Raw genomic sequence first — 23602 nt, 5'->3', positions numbered from 1 at the left:
CTCAGTAAACCCGTCTGTAAAGGGCGGGTTTATTCATTTTTAGCCAGAAAGAAATAAAGTACCAGCATTTTTGAGGGTACATTTCCTTTGTTTACAGGAACGTGCGGAATTCTTCCGTCAAAAAAGATAGAATCCCCTTCTTTAAGTAAAACTTCTTCTTCGCCAATGATATACCAGCATTCGCCACTTAAAATATATTTAAATTCGTAAGCATCGGTTTCTACTTTTCCGCGTTGCGATCCTGGCTGTACTTCTAGTAAAACAGCTTCAAAAGCTACAGAAGATAGTTGTTTCCCAAAAATAGAAAGGTATGAAAACCCTTTTGCTTCATCTTCTTTTTCGATTATTGCATTCTCTTCTTTTCTTGAAATGATGAAATTGCTTTTATCCGATTTTGGAAGACCGTTAAAAAAATCAGATACCTCAATTCCAAGTGCTTGTATGATGTGTAAAAGAACCGGAAGCGATGGTATAGTTCTTCCGTTTTCAATGCGTGAAATAAGGCCGTTACTTACATCTGCATTTGTGGCAACGGTATTGATAGTAAGGTTGTTTTTTTTACGAATCTCTTTAATTCTTTTTCCTAAGCCAATAAGATAATCTTCCATAAAATTTGTTATAAACAATGTAATCGTAAAAGTCTTAAAATAACTTTACAATTCAAAATGATCATTTGTGTTGTGTTTGTAGTAGAAAGCGATAAGCGAATTATAGAAAACTAGTTATCAAAGAAATAAATAATCAACATTCTGGCTGGTTTTTTCCCTTTGTTAATAGGAACGTGCATAATTCTTCCGTCGAAAAAAAGCGAATCCCCTTCTTTAAGATTATAATTTTCACTTCCTATTGTATAATCTACTTCTCCTGAAAGAATGTATTTATACTCAAAAGCATCCGTACTTACTTGCTCTCTAAAACTGCCTGGCTCAAGGGTTAAAAAAACAATATCAACAGTAGAGTTTTTTATACTTCGGGTTAAAAATCGTTCATAAGAGAATCCGTTTGATCCTTCTTTCTGAAAATGCTCATAATCACCTTTTCGCTTTATCAAAATCATCTCTTCCTCAGGACTAATGTCTTTAAAAAAATCACTTAAATTAACTTGTAAAGCAGACACAATCCCAAGCAGAACACTAAGTGAGGGAATGCTTCGTCCATTTTCAATCTGAGAAATCATTCCTTTGCTTACGTCACTTAAATCGGCAAGTTCCTGAACGGTATAGCTTTTTTCAATACGGTATTGTTTTATTCTTTTACTGATTTCTAGTAAAATGGCTCCTTCCATGTTTAGTATTTGTATACAAAGTTTAATAATAAACATTGCTTTACATTGTGTTTACATATAGTAAACAAATGTATAGTAATATTGCGCTGTAAAAATAGACAAAAAAATAGAATAACTGGTATTTGTTACGATAGGTGAGTTTGTTGGCAATAAAAATAATATTGACTTAACATTTACAAACATTGCTATCATTCAAAATTATACAATTATTCATTTTCTAAAATAACAAACAAATTTTTAATTACTACATTTTGATGAAAGCATTACTCTACATTGCGGTGGCATTATTCTTTACGGCCTCGTATGCTCAGGAAGTTAAAGGAAAGATTAGCAATGACGCCGGGCCTTTGCATCCGGCTTCTATTTTGGTTATAGAGAAATCTAAAACCGTGAACACAGATAAAAATGGAGATTTCTCTATTGTTCTTGGAGCAGGACAATATCACTTAGAGATTTCGAGTGAAAATTACGCTTCAAAAAACATTTTAATTAATGTTGCCTCCCAAAATGTCGATTTGGGAACTATTGTACTATCAGGAAAAGAAGAAAAACTGGATGAAGTTGTGTTGGAATATTATTCCAGCGGAGAAAGAAAAGCGCTTGATATGCGAAAAACTTCAAATGCTATTATGGATGTCGTTAGCGCAGATGCAATGGGAAAAATGCCTGATATTAGTGCTGCCGAAGCGGTACAACGAATTCCGGGAGTAAGTATTGACAGAGATCAGGGTGAAGGAAGATATGTGACTGTAAGAGGAACGCCTTCGCAGTGGAGCTCGGCTACTATCAACGGTGATCGTATGCCGTCTGCAAAAACTTCAGGCGATTTGTTAGGAAACAGGACAGTTCCTATGGATTTGCTTCCAACAGAGTTTTTAGAATATATACAAGTGGTTAAAGCAATTACGCCTGAATACGAAGGTGACGCTATTGGAGGAACAATTAATTATATTCCGAAGTTTTCCCCAAAGAAAGAAACCTTCCGCGCTACTGTTTCCATTCCGGTTAATCTCCGCGCAGACGATAAAGTAGGATACAATAGTACTATTTTATATGGTAACCGATTCTTTAATAAGAAATTCGGATTTCTGGCAATGGCCAATTACAATTCACGTACCTATGCAACCGACGATTATGAAGTGGTTTATGGTAACGAAAAACACAATGTAAACACGCTTGATGTTAGAAATTATCAAGGTGTGAGAACAAATACAGGTTTTAATGCAGCAACCGATTTCCGCTTTAATAGCAGAAATAAAATTTATGCTAGAGGATATTACAGTCAGTTTTTAGACGAAGAACAAAATCGTAAAACCATGCATTATTTCAATAAAACAACAAATAATGCGGTTTTAAGATGGAGTACAGTAGATTATTTGTTTAAGAATTATGGTGGTGAGTTTGGTTACGAAAGTAAGATTACCGACAAACTTAAAATGAATGCAAAAGTTGCCGCTTACACCTCTTGGGCGGGTTACGACGGACCTTCATCTGCAACGAAAAACGACAGAGGTTACTATTATGGAAACTGGATTCAGACAGTAAAATATGATAATTTGGTAAAAGTTGACGGAACAAATTATAAATTTCTACAAGGCGACGGACCGGAAGGTTATGTTGGCGATCCGGCAAATAATATTCAGCCTCACTTTAATGCACCTTATGATCCTGAAAAATATGCTTTGGACAGATATGTAACTTCTATTCGTAATGTCGAAGAAAAAGATAAAGTTGCCGCAATGGATTTTAATTATGATGCGAAAGAGAATCTGAAAATCAAGTTTGGAGGAAAATTTAGAGATAAAACAAGTACGTACGACTATCGTTACATTACATGGATTTATGATACAAAAGCCGCAAAAGCATATTTGAACCAGTGGGAAAGAGAAGCATTTCCAACAAATAATTGGTTTCCTGAGCTGAACAATAATTATGATAATTTAAAATTCAATTACCCAACAGAACGCTCTTTTATAGATCCGATGGGAAATCCTGAAATTGCTAAAAATTTAAAATACAATTATCAGGACGCCACAAATTCAAGTTACGCAACGGGTAATTATGACATTACAGAAAGCGTTTGGGCAGGTTACGGATCAGCAGAATGGGATATTAATGAAGATTTTCGTTTTGTTGGCGGAATCCGATTTGAAAATACAGCTGTTGATGCAAAAAGTTACGAGTTCAATGATATAACAAAAGTGGTGACACCAGTTTATGGTACCAAAAACTATAACGCGTTTTTACCAATGGCGCACCTTATTTACAAACCTTCGCAAAAACTCGATTTAAGAGCTGCAGTTACCAGAACATTTGCTCGTCCGGCTTTTAACGAAATGAGTCCAAGTACTAGGGTAAATCCTGATAACCTTACAGTTGTAGAAGGAAACATCAATTTAAAACCAACATTTTCATGGAATTATGATGTTGTAGGTTCTTACTATCTGAATAAGAATGATTATGTAACGGGAAGTATTTTTTATAAAGACCTGAAAGATTTAATTTATACGTCAACATCAGACGAAACAAGAACTGTTGGCGGAGAAACAGATTTGTACAAAGTTTCAAGACCATTAAATTCGGATAATGCCTTTTTGTACGGATTTGAATTGGGTTTCAATAAAAAGTTAACGGAACTGCCTGGTTTCTTAAAGGATTTCAGTATTAAGGCAAATTATACTTTCACAAAATCGGAAACAACTTTAGAAGATAGAGGCGATGAGAAAATTGGTTTAATGAATCAATCGCCAAACATATTCAATGCGATGCTTATTTATGAGTATAAAGGCTTTGCAGCAAGATTGGCAGCCAATTATCGTGAAGCTTTTTTGGTTGAAATTAGAGACAATAAAGGAGCGGACCGTTATCAGGATAAAGATTTTCATTTGGACTTAAATCTGTCTTATACAACAGTTAAGAATATTACGTTCTTCATTGACCTTAACAACCTTAACAATCAAGAGCTTCGATACTATCACGGCGTTGTTTCGAGACCGGAACAAGTTGAGTTTTACGGAATTCGTGGTAAAGCGGGTGTGAGTTACAGATTTTAATGATTCAGAAACAGTAACATAACATTGAAGTAGTACTATTGCCTTTTTTTAAATAGAAATGATGAACAGAAGAAGTTTTGTAAAACGATCGATGCTCGGAGTGGTTCCGTTGTTGTTGCCAACAAAAGTATTTTCGTTATTTGTCTACAACAATAATAATACTTTTATTCATGGTGTAGCTTCGGGTGATCCAACGAATGATGCGGTAATTATATGGACACATATTAATACAAAACTTTCAGGAGTTTTGAATGTTGAATGGCAGGTAGCTTTAGATCAGAATTTTAAAAATATGGTCAGAAAGGATTTTGCAATAACTTCATCTGAAAAAGATTTTACGATAAAAGTAGATGTTACAGGTCTTGAAAGCAATCATACTTATTTTTATAGATTTATCTTTAACGATACTGTTTCTGATGTTGGAGTTTGTAAAACGCTTCCGACTTCGGTTTCAAATGGACTTCAAATTGCTGTTATAAGCTGTAATAATTATGAAGACGGTTATTTTACATCATTCCGACATATTGCAGATAATCAGGATATAGATTATGTATTTCACCTCGGAGATTATATTTATGAATATGGAACCGGACAGTACTGTAATAAAACTTTTTTAGAACAAAGTAATAGAATTAATGATCCGCTTCACGAACTTCTTTCTCTAGAAGATTATAGAAAAAGATATGCTCTTTATCGTAAAGATAAAGAGCTTCAAAAAGCACATCGCAACAAATCTTTTATTTGTATTTGGGATGATCATGAACTGGTAAATAATGCTTATTTCGGCGGAGCCAAAAACCATCAACCTAATGAAGGAAGCTGGCGTGACAGAAGTGCCGCAGCTGTACAAGCTTACTTTGAATGGATGCCTGTAAGAGCTAAATCGACATCTGAGATGATTCGTTCTATTAAAATAGGAAATGAAGCAAGTTTCTTTTTTATGGAAGAACGACTGGATGGACGTGATAAACAACTTTTGAGCAATGATCCGGAAAAATTAAGTCCGCAGCGAAAAATGATTTCAAAAAAACAGTTTGATCATTTAGCTGAAGAATTGAAAAACAGCGATGCAAGATGGAACTTTTTGGTCAATCAGGTTATGTTTACCGGATATAAAAGCAAAAAAGAAGAAAGCGTAAAAGAAGAAGACTGGTGGACAGGATATCCTTATCAGCGCGAGCAATTGATTGAAGTGTTTGAAGGACTTAAAAATCCGCCCATAATTCTAACCGGAGATCATCATCAAAGTCATGTATTGGAATTAAATTCAGATGATACTCAGACAAAGAAAAGTCCTATTGCATGGGAGTTTCTGACACCTTCAATTACCTCAAAAAATGATGATCGTTTGAGCAGTGAGCAAATTGCTAAAAAAAGCAAGCTGTTGTACAAGCTTAATCCACATATGATTTATAATGAAATTGCGGCTCATGGCTATTTTATTTTAAATGTAGAAAAGAAAGAAATTAAAATCACTTATAAATTCAATGAGGATATTCTTCTTCCCAACAGTGGCGAAAAACAAGGTCCGGATTTTACAATTGATAACTCAAATAAATTAACCAAAAATGTGTAAAACATGTGTTATGCTGTTCGATGAAAGTAACGGCAGTATACTTCCAAAACATACAAGTCTTCCTGAATTGCAGAAAGACGAAATTCTAGTTAAAAATAAATACACGACATTGTGCGGAAGCGATCTGCATACTTTTACAGGAAGAAGAAAAGAACCGTCGCCAATTGTTTTGGGACATGAAATTGTAGGCGAAATTATGGAACTTCCGCACAACGAATCGCTTTATGATTTAAACGGAAATATTCTAAAAGTAGGAGATTTAATAACATGGACCATTTTTGCAGCCACTGAAACAGATGATTTTGTAAAAGATAAAATGCCTCAAAAATCGGCAAGTTTATTTAAATACGGACATGTTCAGTTTACTGAAAAAGAAAAATTTAATGGAGGTTTAGGAACGCATTGTATCCTGAAAAAAGGAACTGGAATTTTAAAAGTTCCAGCTACAATAAACGAAAAATTTGCTCCAATAATAAACTGTGCCGGCGCGACAGCAATGGCCGCACATCGACTTATTTACAATATCGAAAACAAAAATGTACTAATTCTTGGTGCCGGAGTTTTGGGATTAATAGCGGCGGCAATTGCCAAAGAGAAAAAAGCCTCGACCGTTACAATGCTTGACATTGATGATCAAAGATTAGAAAAAAGCAAAGCATTTGGAGTTGATTCTGTTTATAATAGCTTAAAACCAATAGAAGAACTTACTGCAATAACTTCGGGGTTTTATAAAAAAGGATTTGATGTTATTATCGATATGAGTGGTTCTGTTGAAGCTATAAAAACGGGACTTCAATTTAGTGCAGTAGGAGCACAGCACATTTGGATTGGTGCTGTAACACCAACCGAAAATATTGAAATAAATCCGGAAGTAATGATTCGGAAATTGTTAAGTATTAAAGGAATGCACAATTATAACTATGAAGATTTTGTAAATGCAGTTTCCTTTTTTGAAAACCATTTTTTAGATTATCCTTTTGAAACTTTTATAGAGAAAGAATTTGGACTTAATGAAACCAAAGAAGCATTTGAATATGCAATAAAACATAAGCCTTACCGAGTTTTAATTACGATTTAAAAACCGAATTAAAAATGTAGTCTAAAAAAGAAGTCTCCGAGTTTCCACTGAAAAGAAACTCGGAGACAAAATCAAAAATAAACACAATCTTCTTAGAATGAATATCTAACTCCAAATTGTCCTTGGAATCTTGACGCTAACTGATCTACAGTATAAGGCGTTGATGAAGGTTTTTGGAAAGTATATGTTGGGTCTCCTGTGGCAACTCCGCCAAGGTTTCCGGATTTAGTTAAACCAATGCTTGCTGTTGAGTTGTAAGTGTTTGGAACAAAGTAACTTCTTCCCCAATCTTTATTAATTAGGTTTCCAACATTTGCCACACTAAAGGATACTTGAAAAGTTCCCACTTTTGAAACTTTAATTTCATCCATTAATTTCAAATCAGCTTGTATGTTCCATGGTGTGTAATCGCCATTTCTTTCTGTAAAATTTCCTCTTCTAGATTTAAGATAATCATTTCCATTTATGAAATCTTCATAAGCGGCAACTTGTGCTGCTGCTGTAGCAGATGGAACACCCGCTGAACTTACACCAATATATTTAGCAGCTTCTGTCGCATCTTTAAAGATGTATGCTAATCCGGCAGCTTGTCCTGTTCCCGCAATAGTGGAGTTAACAAATCCCCAAGAGAACGGATTTCCTGATTGTGCATTAAAATACACATTTGCAGAAAACGTATTATTGTCAGCCAATTTTACTGCATAACCTACATTAGAAACAATTCTATGTTTAATATTAAAATTAGAAGTTGCTAATTGAGGATCATTTGGTGTAAGCGATTGATTCATTTGGAAGTTACTTTCCATAGAGTTACGAATACCATTTGTAACATCACGAGAATCACCGTACGTGTAGGCAACCATAAAGTTTAAACCAAAATCGTATGTTTTAGTAACCATTTCTGTAATGCTGTATCGGTATCCTTTATTTGTGTTTGAAAGCAAATAAGCATTTGAAAAAGCAGGATTTATATTGGCTGCGTAAATAGGCATTTGGTGATTAGTGTCATAAGAAAAATAAGTAGGATTATCTGTTTTATTAACTTGTTGAAATTGTAAATCACGAATCACTTTTGTGTAAATACCTTCAACTGTAAATTTATATCCATCTATAATTTTATCAAATGCTAATGAGTTTCTTAAAACAGCAGGCATTTTAAATTTATTATCTACTAAATCGGCCTGTACTTTTGGAACAGCATCATGATATCCGTTAAGTCCACCATCTTTTAAAGGATCTCCGGCTGCTGCAACCTGAGCAGGAGTAAGATTATTTTTGTCGTAGCTTCCGTAACCAACACCATCATTGTAGTAAGCATAACCTAACCATGCAAACGGAATTCTTCCTGTAAATACTCCAGAACCACCTCTTATTACAAGGGTTTTGTCTTCGTCAACATTATAAGTAAAACCTAATCTTGGAGAAACCAATGCCGTAGTAAAGAAATTATTTTTGATTTGGCTTAAAGGCGTATAGCTGTATGTTGTACCATAATTAGGATCTTCCGGTGAGTTTTGAACTTGCGGGCTTAACTTCGGTTTGTTTGGCAAATCAGTATAATCAACACGTACACCAGGAACAAGTTTTAGCTTGCTGCCCACTCTTATTTCGTCCTGAATATAAGCACTGTAAAGGTTTACTTTGAATTTTGCATATGGATTATTAAAGATTTCATCTCTCGTAGAACCATCAAACGGATATGTACCACGAACACGAGTAGGAAGTTTATTAAAGAAATCAGCAAGCGATTTGTATGAAACTCTTCCGTTAAGGGCATTTACAAAACCATAGTTAATATCGTAAAATTCATTGTGTGTTCCAAACAAGAAAGTATGGTTTCCTGTTTTATAAGTAAGGTTGTCCGTGATTTCAGCAGTATTTTGTTTCATATTAAAAACAGTAGCTTCACGATCATTTCCTAAGAATATAGTTCCGCCATTGTAACCAATCTCTGTTTGGGGAAACATGATGTTGTTTGATTTTGGATCACGATAATCTTTAATGGCAGAATAACTTGCAATAAATGAGTTTGACCATTGATTATTGAAGTGACTTTTAAGCTCTAAAACCGTACTGATTGACTGATTTTTTTGAGTAAAATCCATACTCGAAAATCTGAAATTGGCAGCATCTCGTTCTAAGTTTGTAGCCTGAGAAACTACTGTATTGTTTCGTAATGAAAGAGAATTTTTCTCATTAATTTTCCAGTCAATTTTATTGAAATACTTTCTGCTCATAGCAAAATTGTTGTACGAATTGTAAGATCCCGGATCAAAAGCGTAGTTGGCTTTTACGAAACTTGAAATTTGTTCAGCAGTAGCGTTATCAATTAATGATGTAACTTTTCCGTTTGCATCTGTTTGTCCGGCATTATAAAACAATGGATCTGTTCTTTCTGAATATTCCATGTTTGTGAAGAAAAACAATTTGTCTTTTATAATTGGAAGTCCTAATCTAAAACCAATTTGATAATCACCAAAAGCGTTTGGCATTTTAGAACCATCACCAGCATTATTTGGACCAGTAATAGCAGCGCTTCTTCCGAAACTGTAAATCGATCCGCTTACTTTGTTTGTCCCGCTTCGGGTAACCGCATTAACGCTTCCTCCTAAAAAGTTTCCTAGTTTAATATCATAAGGAGCAATGTACACCTGAATATCCTGAATGGCATCCAGACTTATTGAGTTTGATCTTGTACTGCTTCCCGGCATTCCTGAAGTTCCGGACTGACCACCCAAAGATGGACTAAAACCAATTGCATCATTGTTTATAGAACCGTCGATCGTAACATTATTATATCTGAAATTGGTTCCGGCAAAAGAGTTGTTAGAGCTCTGAGGAACTAATTTTGTAACGTCCTGAATACCTCTGTTTATTAATGGAAGACCATTAACTTGTTTTTCGCTGATATTAGTACCATTATTTTTAGAAGAAGGTTTAGAGCTGGTAATTACAACTTCTTCTAACACATTATTATCAGCTTTATTAAGAATTATTGTTGGTAAATCATTCTCGCCAAGCGCTAAATGAATCTGAGCATTAGAATAGTCTTTAGTATCTGTGCTTTTAATTTCCAATTCATAAGGTCCACCGGCATTTAAATTTTCGAAACTAAACCTACCTTGTTTGTCTGTAGTTGTTTTGTAAATCGCATTGGTTGGCAAGTGTGTCAAGGTGACTTCTGCATTTAGAACTGCATTTGTTCCATCATTTACTTTTGCAGATAATGACGAAGTTGTAATCTGGGCAAAAATGCTTCCTGCTGTCAGGAGCATTAAAGCTGAAAAAAAGAGTTTTAGTTTTGTCATGTTAATGGATTTTATTTTTGACAAAGAAACTCTCTTTCTTTCGTTCCGATTTAAGGCTTTTGTTAACCTAAAATCAAAAAACTATGCTGTGTTAATTTAAGATGATTGCTACGTTATGTTACAAATATGCGGATAACTCTTAAAAATCAATACTTTGTGTAAAATGTTAGAAATAATGGGATTAGAGTTAGATATAAACAACATTAGAGATAGATTAGAGTGTTATGACAATGTTACCAATTGCGAAAATGGGTGTTTTGCAATTGCAATAATTTACTTTTATTCAGAGGATAATTTACGGAAATTGCAAAGAGAAGCTAGTTCCTTTTTCAAGTTCAGAATCTACCGTTACACTAATATTATGACGTTTAAGAATTTGCATCGTTATAAAAAGACCCAAACCCTGACCTTTAATATGCCGTGTGCGATCGCTTCTAAAAAAGAGGTCAAAAATAGATTCTTTGTCTTTTTCGGCAATTCCGGAGCCTTGGTCAATTATTTTTAAAAGAAGTTTACCATCGTTTACAAATGCTAAAATAGTAACCTGATCTGGAAAAGAAAATTTTATAGCATTGTCTATAATATTATACAAAGCAATAAAAAGCATATGCTTGTTGCCATAAACAGAAAGTAATTCTTCATTATCAGCAATGGCATCAAGGTTAACCTGAACTTTTGATTCGGGATATTCAATTGCTTTTTTTTCCAAGACATTCCATAAAATTTCATCTATTCGGACGGATTCCATTTCTTCGGGTTCAGAAAGTTGTAATCCTGATAGAATTAAAAGTCCATCTAAAATTGATTTAAGATGGAAGGTATCTTTTCTGAGCGATTTTAATACTTCTTCATATTGCTCATTCGTTCTTGGCTGTTGAAGCGAAACATCAATATCGCCGATAATTATGGTAAGAGGTGTCTTTAATTCGTGCGAGGCATTTTTAAGGAAATTTTTTTGAATTTCAATTCCGCTTTCAAGCCTTTCGAATAGATAATTAAAGGTTGTTATGAGTTCTTTTATTTCGTCTTTTCCGCTTGCTGTAGATAAATCAAGTCTCGAATGCAGATTTTCTGTAGTAATTGTATTTACCTTCGCAATAACATCTTCAAAAGGTCTGAAAGTTTGTCTGGCCAAAAATCGGCCTAAAAGAAAGTTCAACGGAATTCCCAGTAGATAAAATCCAACAAACATTAAAGCCAGGACATCCAATTGTCTATTGCCTACAGCATCAATTCCGGATACAACAATAATAAAATCGCCCTGATTATCTTTATAAAACAAACCTGTAAATTGTCTGTTTTCCTTTGTAAAATGCAGTATACGGTTTTTGTAAATCGCCTTTAATTCCTTGTCACTTAATGTGATATCAATATCATCTTTAAGGTACAATTCCTTGGTTTTTGCATTGTATATCCTAATAGTCTGATTGGTGATTTTTTTATATTGAATTTCTATTCTTTGATACCGAGAACTGTCAACTTTTGTAATTTCATCTTTTTCAAAATAAAAAAAAGCAGTGATTAAGGCGCTATCTTCCAGTCTTTCGTAATAAAGATCCTGTCGGTGATTTTTAAAAAGCAAGAAGGATCCTGCTAGTACAAGACCAACAGTAAAAGCAAATAACAATGTAGAATTTACAGCTAGTTTGGTTTTAAGATTCATTGACCTTTTTTTTGAGCATATATCCGGTTCCTTTTATAGTATGAATAAGCGGAATTGGGAAATTCTTATCTACTTTATTTCTCAAATAATTAATGTAAACGTCAACAGTATTAGAGCTCATATCAAGATCAATACTCCAGACAGCCTCTGCAATTGCGATTCTGGATAAAGCTCTTTCCCGATTTTTCATAAAAAAGATCAGCAGTTTCAATTCTCTCGAAGACAGATTAAGTTCTTTTCCGTCTCTGGAAGCACTTTGTTCTTTCATATTAATTTCGATTCCGGCATAAGACTGAAAATCTAAAATACCGTTACTGAATTCAGAACGTCTGAGTTGGGCATTTATTCGGGCCAAAAGTTCTTCGAATAGAAAAGGCTTAGCCAAGTAATCATCGGCTCCAGCCTGAAGTCCTTTTACTTTTTCATGAGGAGTATCCAATGCGCTCAAAATTAATATAGGAACTATTACTTTTCTGCTTCTTAAAACTTCACAGACTTCAAAACCCGTAATGTCCGGAAGCATAATGTCAAGAATAATAATATCATAGGTGTTCTCCATCACTTCATTAATGGCATCAAAACCTTTGGTAACATTTTTAACCTGATATAACTGTTCCTCGAGTCCGCGTATAATAAAGGAGGCAACTCTGGGATCGTCTTCGACTAATAATACTTTGTTCATAACGCTGCTGCAATATGTTTTTTGGGCTAAATAAAAAAATGAAAACGCTCAAATTAATAGGATAAAAGTAAGTAAAAGTATTTGTTTCTGGTACTTTTCAGAAAGTAATAAATAGTGTTTTCGTTGCGTATTATTTTATGATTATTTATAAAACGGTTGGATACTTATCTAACAAATTAAAAAGTGATTTGTGGTAAAGCAAAATTTTGTTTTCAGTCAAGCCAAGATTTATTATATTTATATATTACAATGTTGATTTTTAAGTAGTTATTGTTTGTGGGGCTTTGCGAAAATAATTATTGTTTGAAAAAATAAGAATTCGCAACTGTAAAGTGCTGAAAACTGAAAAATCTTTCTGTAAGTCATATCTATTTTGATTTTTTATTAATATCTAATTTTTGTAAAAATGGAAAGCAGCTTAAACAAAAGTTTTGAATCATTATTTGAAACAATAAATGGATTAATTAAGTTAGGTTATACGCACGACTTTATTATTAGAGGAGAATATTTAGTATGTTATCAATTCAATATAATACTCGCTCCAAATGATTTTGAAATTGATAAAGTGTATCGATTTGAAGAAGCTTCAGATCCTGATTATCAATCTACAATATATGCGATTTCGTCTAAAAGCCATAACTTAAAAGGGATTCTGGTAAATGGTTATGGTATGTATACGGCTGACAAATTTTCAAAAATCGTAGAAAAAATTAAAGATAATGCCACGCAAATTAATAGCGAGGGAAGGAGCGAATCTGTAAAGCGCAATGATGAAGACCGTGTTTTAAATGCTCCATTAATGGAAATCAGTTTATACGATAATATCGCAAAAATAAAAAAAGAAACAAGCTGGATAGAAGGCGATAGAAATTCGGTTACGGTTTTCAAATCTGAAACGATGAGAATTGTGTTAATAGGTCTAAAAAGAAACGCGGGTTTAAAACCTCACAAAGCAAATGGCGTAATAAGTGTTCAGGTCTTAGAAGGCAAGATTAATTTTAATACTGAAGAGCAAAATTCTGTTGTTGAAAAAGGCCAAATGATCACTTTGCAAAAAAATATTATTCATAGTGTAGAAGCACAGGAAGAAAGCTTCTTTTTACTCACGCTTGCAATGTGAGGAAAATAAGTGTAATTAATAAACAAGCCGAATAATTATATTAGAGAAGACTTTTGGATATAAAAAAAAGGAAGGTGCAGAACACCTTCCTTATATTGTGAAATGAAAAAGTTTTGTGAACTTTATTTTGTTTCAAGGAACCTAAAACTTTTTTCATCTGATTCGATTTTGTCTCCTTTTAAATCAATTGAAATAATTCCGGCTTTTCTTGGAGAAACTGCACTTTGATTAAAATGTGTATGAAGTACGTACTGCATTTTATTGTTTTTGTCCCAAAAAACGTCTCCGTGTCCGATACCATTTTGCTTCACATTTTTTCTGCTAATGATTGGGCTGTCAGCAGATTTTTCCCAAGGTCCCAACGGACTTTTACTTGTTGCATAACCTACTGCATAATCCGGATTTCTAAAATCATTTGCCGAATAAATCATATAATACAGACCATTGTGTTTTAAAACAGTTGGACCTTCTGTGACCGGCCAGCTTACATTTTGTGTGTTTTCCCAAGGTAGCGTTCCCGAAATACATTCGGTTAGAGTTTCCGGTTTTATACTTTGAAGATCATCATTTATTTCGGCAACAAAAATTCGGTTTCCATTCGTTAAACGAACATGATACAGGTATTTTTTTCCATCTTCATCAATAAAAATAAACGGATCAATTTGGTTTCCGGTTTTAATAATTGGTTCTTTCGATTCGCTTTTAAATGGCCCAAGCGGACTGTCGCTTGTAGCAACAGCAATATTTTCATTGGCAGTATAAATGATATAAAATTTGTTTTTGTACGAAAGAATTTGAGGTGCCCAAAAACCTTTGTCGCCAAAAGCATCTCCTTTTTTCAAAGCCAGGCCATTTTGAGCTCCAACCGGGCCTTTCCAGTCTTTTAAATCTGCTGAGGTAAAAACCTGAAATCCTTCTCCGTTAGGAATATCGCCACTTGTGGTTCCGTATAAATAATACGTTCCTTTGTTGTAAAAAATCGTAGGATCTGCTAATAAAACAGGATTAGATTTTATTTCTTTTGGTTTGTCTGTACTTTTTTCCTGCGAGCAAGCCGAGAAAATAGTTAAAGACATTATCATGGTTATTATTTTTTTCATGTTTAATTGTTTTATATTTATTTAACCGAAAAGAGTGCAGAGAGTTTATAAATGAAGAATAACTTTGCGTCCTTCTCCCGAAGCCTCGGGACGCTCAGGGTGACAAAAGTGAGAAAAAGAACTTCGTGACCTTTGTGAAACCTTAGCGCTCTTTGTGGTAAAAAAACTTTTGTGGTTAAATTCGTTAACTACTATTACTTTTTCACAGAAAACTTATAATAAGAAACGGTATGATATTTCCCTTCCGGATTCAAAACAATCGGTGCAAATTTTGGCTGATTTGGAGCGTCTGGAAAATGTTGTGTTTCTAAAGCAAAAGCAGTCCTGAAATCATCTTTCGCACCCGATTTAAAAGTGTTTTTAGATTGCATGAAATTTCCGCTGTAAAACTGTAAACCTGGCTCTTGCGTATAAACATCAAGTGTAATTCCGGATTTGTCTCCAGAAATAGTAACGGCGTGATTTAAACCGTTTTTCTTGGTTCCGTTTAAAACGTAATTATGATCGTAACCTTTTCCGAATTTTAACTGCTCATCTTTAGTTTCGATTCTTTCACCAATGGTATGTTTTGAAGTAAAATCAAAAGGTGTATTTTTAACCGATTTCAATTCTCCACTTGGAATCAGACCTTGATCAACAGGCGTAAATTCATTAGCATAAATTTGCAATTCATGATTCAGGATAGTCCCGCTTCCTTCTCCATTTAAATTAAAAAAAGCATGATTGGTTAAATTAACCAAGGTTGTTTTATCTGTTGTTGCTTCATATTCCATTTTTACAGTTTGATCTGCTTCTAATGTATACGTAACTTTTACGTCTAAATTCCCTGGAAAACCCTGTTCACCGTCTGGCGAAACATAAGTAAAAACTAATGTGTTTTCATTTGTTTTTTCGGCATTCCAAACAACATCCTGAAAACCTTTTATCCCGCCATGCAAAGCATTTTTGCCATTGTTTAACGGAATCTGATATTTTTTTCCTTCTAATGTAAATTGCCCTTTTGCAATGCGGTTTCCAACTCTTCCGATTGTTGCTCCAAAATAAGGTTCGGTTGAAGTTTTAAAGCCTTTTGCACTGTTCATCCCAACGACAACATCGGTTTGTTTTCCGTTTTTATCGGCAAGCCAAAGACCAATTAATCTTCCGCCATAATTGGTAAAAGCCGCTTTGATTCCTTTGTTTTCTATCCAATATAAATTGACCTTTTTACCGTCGATTATGGTGTCAAAATCTTTAGCGTTCAAAACCGGATTAATAGAAGCTGTTTCAACCGATGCCGATTTCGTTACAACTTTATCTTCTTTTTTATTGTCTTTACAATTAAATTGAAAAAGCGCCAACAATAGTACTGCTGCAATTTGAATGTTTTTCATTTTTATCTTTTTAAAAGGATTCTTCTTTTTATTTTGACGGAATTACCAATTTAGTTTCTTCACTTACAGGCTCTCCCAAAACAGGAAATCCGTTTGCATCCCAATCGATTTTTTGCATTCTTGGAGATCTTTTATTGCCACAGCCTTCGCCCGGATTTGAATTGGCGTGATATAAAATCCAATCTTCTTTTCCGTCAGGAGATTTAAAGAAAGAATTATGTCCCGGTGCGTAAACCTTATTTTTATCCGATTGTTTGAAGATAGGTTCTGGAGATTTTTTCCAAGCATTTGCATCCAATAAATTATTTCCGCCATTAAAGCTTAATAATCCTAAAGAATAAAAATCGGTCCAACATCCGCTTGCCGAAAATACTATGAAGATTTTACCATTTCTTTCTAAAAACTGTGGACCTTCGTTTACATTTACCTGTGCAGGATTTACATCATCATGTAATGCACCATGTGTTTCCCAATCGTTTGTTGGTGCAGAAATCATAACTCTGTCACCATCAATTTCAAGCGGATTTTTCATCTTAGCGATATAAATGTTTTGTTGTCCGTTTGTATCGCCTTCCCAACCGGCCCAAATCATGTAAAGCTGTTTTTTATATTCAAAAACATTTCCATCAATTGCCCATTTATCTGTTTTGGCTGCAATTTTGCCTTTAAATTCAAAATCTCCTTTAAACGGATCAGATGATTTATTTTCTAAAACATACATTCTGTGATTGTTATTGTCACCATTATCTGCGGCGAAGTAACAATACCATTTTCCGTTGATAATGTGAAACTCAGGTGCCCAGATTTCAGCTGAATAATTTGTGTTTGTGGGCGGTGTCCAAATCACTTTACTTTCAGCATTTTTGATATCTGATAAGTCTTTTGTTTTCCATAAAACCAGTTTGTTTCCCAATGTATTGGTGTAATAATAATAGCCTTTATAATATGTGCTATAAGGATCTGCACCCGATGGAAGAATAGGATTTGTGAATGTTTTTTGCTGAGCAAAACTTATCGTTGTGAACAGAAAAAGGATTAGGTATTTTTTCATTTTTAGTTTTTTTATTTGAATTTTTCCCGCAGATTTGGCAGATTGGACAGATTATTTTATCAGCTAAATCCGCCAAATCTGCGGGAGAAAAACCACTTTTAATTCAAAGCATTTATAACCTCAGTATTCATTTTATTCACGGCTTTAAAATCCATTTTGTCTACTTTTCTATCATAAGTCATGAAACCGTTTACTTCGCCTTCAACATCGGTAGTTTGCGTGTAAACCGCTGCTGAAAAACCTGTTTTTACATAATTTTTCAGAATTTGGGCATATTTGATATATTCCGCTGTTACTTCCGCTTCATTTTTAAATTTAACGTAACCCCAGTTATTATTTTCTCTCCATAAATGTCCTTCAAGCGGAAGACCGATTCCGCCATATTCGCCTAAAACAGTTACTCTTCTTGCATCATACAAATACATCTCTGGTCCAGGATAATTGTGCAAATCTAAAATGTCTCCTGTCTGAAAGTGATTTCCTCCGCTTGAGGAATTAGTTAATCGGCTTGGATCGTGATTTTTTGTCCATTCTGTGATTTCAACGGTTTTGAATTGTCCCCAAGCTTCGTTAAATGGAACCCAAACCACAATACTCGGATAGGAATACAAATGATCCATTATTTCGCGCCACTCTTTCTTATAGATTTCTTCTGATTTTGCAGAACGGTGCAATTCTGTTCCTTCAAAATATTTTGTGTTTTGCCAAACAGGCTGATCGTCTCCGCTTGGCATATCCTGCCAAACCAAAATTCCTAATTGATCGCAATGTGTATACCAACGCTCCGGTTCCACTTTTACATGTTTACGAATCATATTAAAACCTAATTCTTTTGTTTTAATAATATCGTATTTCAAAGCTTCGTCTGTTGGAGCAGTATACAATCCGTCTGGCCACCAGCCTTGATCCAGAGGCCCGTACTGAAAATAATCTTTGTTGTTCAACTGCATTCTCATAATGCCGTTTTTATCTCTTTTTGACGAGATTTTTCGCATTGCAAAATAACTTTTCACTTCATCGACCACTTTGTTTTTGCTGATTAAGCGAATTTTAGTCTGATACAAAAACGGACTTTCAGGCGACCATAATTTTGGGTTGTTCAATACAATATCGTTGCTTTCATTTAGTACCGCTTTTTCTTTCGCAATTTCTTTGTCTCCATCAAAAACAGTGATTTCTATTAAATCTCCTTTCTCAGCTCCATTCACATTAGCCTTTATACTGATACTGTTTTGATCGATATTTGGTGTTGTTTTTAACTCCGTAATATTTTTAGCATTTACAGGTTCAATCCAAACTGTCTGCCAAATTCCGGTTACTGGTGTATACCAGATTCCTTCCGGATTTTTAACTTGTTTTCCTCTCGGCTGAGGTCCGTCATTTGATGGATCCCAAACTTTTACAACTAGTTTTTGATTTTTCCCTTTTTGAATAAATGGAGTAATATCAAATGAAAATGGCGTGTAACCACCAGTATGTGAACCTACTTTTACATCGTTTATAAAAACTTCTGTTTTCCAGTCGACAGCACCAAAATGCAATATGATATTCTTTTCTTTCCAATTTGATTCAAGCGAAAAATTGGTTTCATACCAAAGTTCTTTTTGTGCTCCTACTTGTTTCATAACGCCGGACAGACTTGATTCTACTGCAAACGGAACCAGAATTTGCCCATCATATTTTGTTGGCGTTGTTTTTCCAAGATCCTGAATGGTATAATTCCATAATCCATTAAGGTTTTTCCATTGGCTGCGCTCCATAATAGGACGGGGATATTCCGGTAAAGTTTTGTTCGGATCAAGCTGTGCTGTCCATTTTGTCTTGATTTTATCTCCTTGCGGTTTCCATTGTGCATTAACTGCAAGTACAGAAAATAAGGCTAAAAAAAGGATACTTTTTCTTTTCATCGTCTATAATATTTTGAGATTTTACTCTCATAAGTTTTTTTTAACATATAAGTGATATAAGTTCATTTTAGTTTAAGCAACTGTTTTAAAACAATGTCAAGAGAATGAAAGTTCTCACTTTTAATCTACGACCCAACTTAATATGACCTTACATAACTTATATGGTGAAAATATTTTAATACTTTGGTGTTACTTCTAAATCAAAATGAATTACCAGACTTATAACCACAATAAGCCTGGTAAATTCCCAAACTAACTTAACTAACCAACTCTTCTTAATTGTATATTGTTCATGGTAAATTGTAAATAACTCAAATGAGGCCTGAAAAGTTCGTAAATAATTCACCATTAACAATTTACAATTCATAATTATTTTTTGAATTTCTTCACTAAACTGTCGTATTCTTTTTTAGAGATTGTAATCATACAGCCGTGACGTACTTTTTCTGGCAAACTGTATTTATCCCAATCGGAGAAAAAAGTGTAACCTGAGGCCTGAAACCAAGGACCGTTTAGATTATCTGCAATCGATAATCCGTAGGAAACTCCCGGATATTGTTCGTAATACATGTACCATATTTTATCATCAGGAGACGGAATCAACATTGGCGCTTCTCTAAAGTTAGGACTAATAGATTGTTGAGGCAAAGAATAAGGACCTAAAAGTGATTTTGATTTGGCAATTCGAATCGTTTTTCCTGTTGTCCAATATAAAGTAGGGTAGGTTTCATCTTTAATTACGGCGTAGTAGGAGTCGCCGACTTTACGAATAAAAACATCAATTGTTCCCATATCCCAATCGAACAAACGTTTTGGAGTTCCTTCAAAAGTTTTTAAATCTTTAGACAAAACATACAACGTTCGCTGACTTGCCCAATAACGTTCTCCATCTTCTTTTGTTCCTTCCAAATGTGGTGTGTGCCAAGTCATAATGAACTGTTGAGAATCATTATCGTAATACAATTTTGGCGCACCAATTCGCTGTAAAGCATTCGAATAATCGGGAGTACTTTTTAAATCCGGTGTGTAATCTGAATGTTTTTTCCAGGTAATTAAATCATCTGAAACCCAAATATTGATACTTTTTGCATCGTCTCCGGTATTTCCTGCGATATAATATTTTCCGTCCGGGCCTTTGCAGATATCCGGATGTCCTTTGTAATCTTCAAAAACGCGTTTTCCGCCATTTAGGTTTTCCCAATGCAAACCGTCAAGGCTGACAGAATAATACAATCGGCCATAATCATTGTGCGTCATATGCGCAAAAAGATAAGCCTCGTTTTTAGGTTTTTCATTTCCCTTAGCTTGTCCCGGCGGATCTGGTTGTTGCGCTTTCGCGGAAATTCCAATCAGAATTACCGCTAGAAAAAAGAGTTTTATTGTGTATGTTTTCATTGCTGTTCGTTTTAGTTTTTTGCCACAGATTACACAGATTAAAAGGATTTTTTAACACATAGAGACATAGCTTTACTTTGTCTATAAAAGGCATTTCATTTATTAAAATACACATAGCTTTGTGTGAAAGCGAGCTTTTTCTATGCTCTCAAAAAAGAAATTATAAAATCTATGTTTCTATGTGTTTAATTTTTCGGCCACAGATTTTAATCATTTTAATATGTGAAATCTGTGGCCAAAAACAAGTATCTAATTATCAAATTGACACATTATCTAATTAGTCTTATTTGCCTCAGAAGTCATCTTTTTGATCAAATCTGTTTCGGCTTTTATGTATGGTGTTCCGTCGTTTCTAAGAACTTCGTGAAACCAGACTTCCGGTTCTGCATCATATTTTTTCGTCCAGCTGTCCCACGCGTATTTGGTTTGTGTTTTTCCGTCAACAAATCCCCAATTGATCATACCAACTTTATACTTTTTGGCGATTGGTAAAAAGCCTTCAAAAGTGCTTCCGTTTGGTCTTGCCATATATTCGGTACACAATAAAGGTTTTCCGTAACGCTGTAATTCTTTGATTACCTTTTCAAAATCGGCTGGTGTGTTGTAATTATGGAAAGAAACCACATCAGACTGTTCGATTTGCATTTTGTGCATCGGAAGCATTTTATTAGGATCACTCCAATCACCAACCCAAACTCCTGAAGTTAATGGTTGCGAAGGGTTACTTTCTCTAGCCCACACAAACACATTTTTTAGAAGCGGTAAAATCAATGCTACTTTATCTTTAATTTCAACTTTTTCGTAAGATGGACCTGTCATATTATCGGGTTCATTCCATAGATCCCAGCCTAAAATACGCTCGTCATCTGCAAATTTTGAAATCGTTTCTTTAACATATTTCTCAAGACGAGGATATTGAGTTGAATCTCTTAAAACCTTTTGTCCCGGACTTTGTACCCATCCTGAGTTGTGCGTATGCGGTTTTGGAGCACGTTGCTTTCCTAAAACCGGAAACGGATCCCAGCATGAATCAAACAAAACAAATAAGATTTTGATATGATGTTTTTCTGCAATTCCTAAAAATGTATCCATACGTTTGTACAAACCTTCGGCATCTTGTTTGTGCAATAAATCGTGTAAGTAAACACGCATTACATTCATTCCAAGTCCTTCGGCCCAGCCTAATTCCTGGTCGATTCTTTGTGGATCAAAACTGTCTGCCTGCCACATTTCTAATTGATTAATGGCTGTACTTGGAGTATAATTTGCGCCAATTAACCAAGGCTGTTTTCCATACCATTCATTAGCTTGATCTTTGGTCCAGATTTCTCTTTTTTGGTCGCAGCTGAACAATACTAGCCCAGCTAACAGTGATGTTAGATACAGTTTTATCTTTCTCATTATAATTTTTTCTTAAGTATGAACAATTTGTTCTTTATGATAAGGGAATCAGATTAGAGTATCTGATTCCCTTAAAAAATAGTTTAATATTCAGGGTTTTGATCTAAGTTTGGATTGTTGTCCACATCGCTTTGCGGAATTGGCATTCTATGATTTTTACCCACTGTAAAGTTTTTAAAATCAGGATCACGAAGCGCAATTTTATCAACAGATGCCTGAGTGTCTAAATCTCCCCAGCGTTTTAAATCTTCCCAGCGAACACTTTCTCCGGCTAATTCTAAAACTCTTTCCATTTTTAATCTTTCTAAAAACTTATCATGATCATTTCCAATTTCAGGATGAACGACTGCCAATGTATTCATGTTAGCACGTGCTCTCACTAAATCAACATATTGATAAGCTTGTGCAGTATTTCCTGTTTCGTTTAAAACTTCGGCGTAGCGTAATAAAATATCTGCATAACGTACCAATCTGTAATTTACCTGACTGTAATAATCTTCGTTATTTCTGTAATAATCACGACTTCCTTTTCTGAACCATGCTTCGTTATTGTTCCATTCCCAATCTCTGCCATATGTTTTATCACCAAAATCAGCTAATAGTTGAGGATAATATAAAGTCCATCTTAATCTTTCATCAAGATCTCCATTTTTATTGTTTTCTTGTTTGAAAGCATCAACTAACCAGATACGAGCCTGTCCATCTGACCATCCAATTCCTCTTGGTGCAAAAAATTGAGAACGGTTGCTTGAAACCGCAGCATTTTGATCTTCTCCAGTTCCTCCTTTTCTTTGATCTCCAAACTGAATTTCAAATACTGATTCGCTGTTGTTTTCATGTAAATCTGTAAAGTTGTCTCTGTAATTAGCAACCAAACTGTATCTTGCTCCAGGACCTGTAATTAGATATTCAAGTGCTGTTTTTGCTTCTGGCCATTTATGTTGTTGCATATAAACTTTTGCTAAAAAAGCCTGTACAGCACCTTTATCAGGTCTTCCTGTTTGATCGTCTCCCCATTTAGTTGGCAAATCGGCGAAAGACTCATTTAAATCTTTTTCAATCTGTGCCCAAATTTCAGTTACATCTTTTTGCTGTGGCAAATCTTGCGGCGTAGATGGCTCTAAAACCAACGGAACATTTTCCCAAATAACCGCAGCATAATAGTAATGTAATGCTCTGAAAAATTTAGCCTGAGCTATGATTTTCTTTTTGTCATCTTCATTTTGAAAAGTAATATTTGGAACATTTGCCAAAACCTGGTTACATCTAAAAATAGCTTTGTAAGTATCTCTCCATGTTACGGCATTTCCTTCCCAAAAATTATAATTGATATAATTGAATCTTGTCCAGTCTGCCAATTCGGTCCACGGACTTACGCTATATCCTTCATCAGAAGTTAAATCCAGACGGAAATACATCCATCTTGCCCATAAACCATCTTTATAAAACATGGCATAAATTGAGTTTACTCCGGCCTGTGCATCACTTTCAGTTTTCCAATATTGATCTACTGTTATATCATTTGGACTGTTCAGGTCTAATTCGTTTTCACAAGCAGTAAAAACAAGACCTAGAAAAGCTACTGTAATTATTATTATTTTTTTCATTAC

The 23602-nt window shown here is 34.6% G+C and carries 16 protein-coding genes; 4 read left to right on the top strand and 12 right to left on the bottom strand.

Features of this window, described 5'->3' with window-relative positions; translation table 11 throughout:
* Nucleotides 1-29 precede the first annotated feature (29 nt).
* Nucleotides 30-608, bottom strand: a complete 579-nt coding sequence (locus BD847_RS13180) for a helix-turn-helix domain-containing protein (protein WP_115888732.1) — start codon at nucleotides 606-608, stop codon at nucleotides 30-32.
* Between the two features lie 110 nt (nucleotides 609-718).
* Nucleotides 719-1285, bottom strand: a complete 567-nt coding sequence (locus tag BD847_RS13175; protein WP_115888731.1) for a helix-turn-helix domain-containing protein — start codon at nucleotides 1283-1285, stop codon at nucleotides 719-721.
* 254 nt (nucleotides 1286-1539) lie between these two features.
* On the opposite strand from BD847_RS13175, the gene BD847_RS13170 reads away from it, so the two are divergent.
* The 3 genes from BD847_RS13170 to BD847_RS13160 are packed head-to-tail and all read left to right on the top strand — an operon-like array spanning nucleotide 1540 to nucleotide 6992.
* On the top strand, nucleotides 1540-4338 hold the full coding sequence (locus tag BD847_RS13170) for a TonB-dependent receptor (RefSeq protein ID WP_115888730.1): 2799 nt from the start codon (nucleotides 1540-1542) through the stop codon (nucleotides 4336-4338).
* A 58-nt stretch (nucleotides 4339-4396) separates the two neighbouring features.
* Nucleotides 4397-5914, top strand: a complete 1518-nt coding sequence (locus BD847_RS13165) for an alkaline phosphatase D family protein (RefSeq protein WP_115888729.1) — start codon at nucleotides 4397-4399, stop codon at nucleotides 5912-5914.
* Nucleotides 5907-6992: a zinc-binding dehydrogenase gene (locus BD847_RS13160; protein ID WP_115888728.1), complete on the top strand. Its 1086-nt coding sequence runs from the start codon at nucleotides 5907-5909 to the stop codon at nucleotides 6990-6992. The genes BD847_RS13165 and BD847_RS13160 overlap by 8 nt, the downstream gene beginning before the upstream one ends.
* A gap of 92 nt (nucleotides 6993-7084) precedes the next feature.
* Here BD847_RS13160 and BD847_RS13155 read toward each other — a convergent pair whose 3' ends face one another.
* The 3 genes from BD847_RS13155 to BD847_RS13145 form a co-directional block, all read right to left on the bottom strand.
* Complete coding sequence (locus BD847_RS13155; RefSeq protein ID WP_115888727.1) at nucleotides 7085-10300, bottom strand: TonB-dependent receptor; 3216 nt, start codon at nucleotides 10298-10300, stop codon at nucleotides 7085-7087.
* Between the two features lie 295 nt (nucleotides 10301-10595).
* Complete coding sequence (locus BD847_RS13150) at nucleotides 10596-11963, bottom strand: sensor histidine kinase (protein WP_115888726.1); 1368 nt, start codon at nucleotides 11961-11963, stop codon at nucleotides 10596-10598.
* On the bottom strand, nucleotides 11953-12645 hold the full coding sequence (locus tag BD847_RS13145) for a response regulator transcription factor (RefSeq protein ID WP_115888725.1): 693 nt from the start codon (nucleotides 12643-12645) through the stop codon (nucleotides 11953-11955). The genes BD847_RS13150 and BD847_RS13145 overlap by 11 nt, the downstream gene beginning before the upstream one ends.
* A gap of 406 nt (nucleotides 12646-13051) precedes the next feature.
* Between BD847_RS13145 and BD847_RS20900 the strand changes: the two genes are divergently transcribed.
* A complete protein-coding gene (locus tag BD847_RS20900) occupies nucleotides 13052-13765 on the top strand; it encodes a cupin domain-containing protein (protein WP_208641801.1) in 714 nt (237 codons plus the stop codon).
* A 122-nt stretch (nucleotides 13766-13887) separates the two neighbouring features.
* On the opposite strand, the gene BD847_RS13130 is transcribed toward BD847_RS20900, so the two are convergent.
* The 7 genes from BD847_RS13130 to BD847_RS13100 form a co-directional block, all read right to left on the bottom strand.
* The gene (locus BD847_RS13130) at nucleotides 13888-14865 is read right to left on the bottom strand and encodes a glycoside hydrolase family 43 protein (RefSeq protein ID WP_115888724.1); all 978 of its coding nucleotides are present in this window, start codon (nucleotides 14863-14865) and stop codon (nucleotides 13888-13890) included.
* 194 nt (nucleotides 14866-15059) lie between these two features.
* Entirely contained in the window at nucleotides 15060-16238 is a 1179-nt protein-coding gene (locus BD847_RS13125; protein WP_115888723.1) for an aldose epimerase family protein, read from the bottom strand.
* 28 nt (nucleotides 16239-16266) lie between these two features.
* Nucleotides 16267-17289, bottom strand: coding sequence for a glycoside hydrolase family 43 protein (locus BD847_RS13120; protein WP_115888722.1), 1023 nt, complete (start codon nucleotides 17287-17289; stop codon nucleotides 16267-16269).
* Between the two features lie 98 nt (nucleotides 17290-17387).
* Nucleotides 17388-19196, bottom strand: a complete 1809-nt coding sequence (locus BD847_RS13115) for a glycoside hydrolase family 2 protein (protein ID WP_115888721.1) — start codon at nucleotides 19194-19196, stop codon at nucleotides 17388-17390.
* A 369-nt stretch (nucleotides 19197-19565) separates the two neighbouring features.
* The gene (locus tag BD847_RS13110) at nucleotides 19566-20591 is read right to left on the bottom strand and encodes a glycoside hydrolase family 43 protein (RefSeq protein ID WP_115888720.1); all 1026 of its coding nucleotides are present in this window, start codon (nucleotides 20589-20591) and stop codon (nucleotides 19566-19568) included.
* A gap of 273 nt (nucleotides 20592-20864) precedes the next feature.
* Nucleotides 20865-21992 (bottom strand): cellulase family glycosylhydrolase, encoded by a 1128-nt coding sequence (locus BD847_RS13105; protein WP_115888719.1) that lies wholly within the window; start codon nucleotides 21990-21992, stop codon nucleotides 20865-20867.
* 83 nt (nucleotides 21993-22075) lie between these two features.
* A complete protein-coding gene (locus tag BD847_RS13100) occupies nucleotides 22076-23599 on the bottom strand; it encodes a RagB/SusD family nutrient uptake outer membrane protein (protein ID WP_115888718.1) in 1524 nt (507 codons plus the stop codon).
* Nucleotides 23600-23602: the final 3 nt, after the last annotated feature.

Origin of the sequence: Flavobacterium cutihirudinis (assembly GCF_003385895.1) — a bacterium.
In the GTDB taxonomy this organism is placed as follows: domain Bacteria; phylum Bacteroidota; class Bacteroidia; order Flavobacteriales; family Flavobacteriaceae; genus Flavobacterium; species Flavobacterium cutihirudinis.
This window is presented reverse-complemented; position numbering and strand designations above follow the sequence as displayed.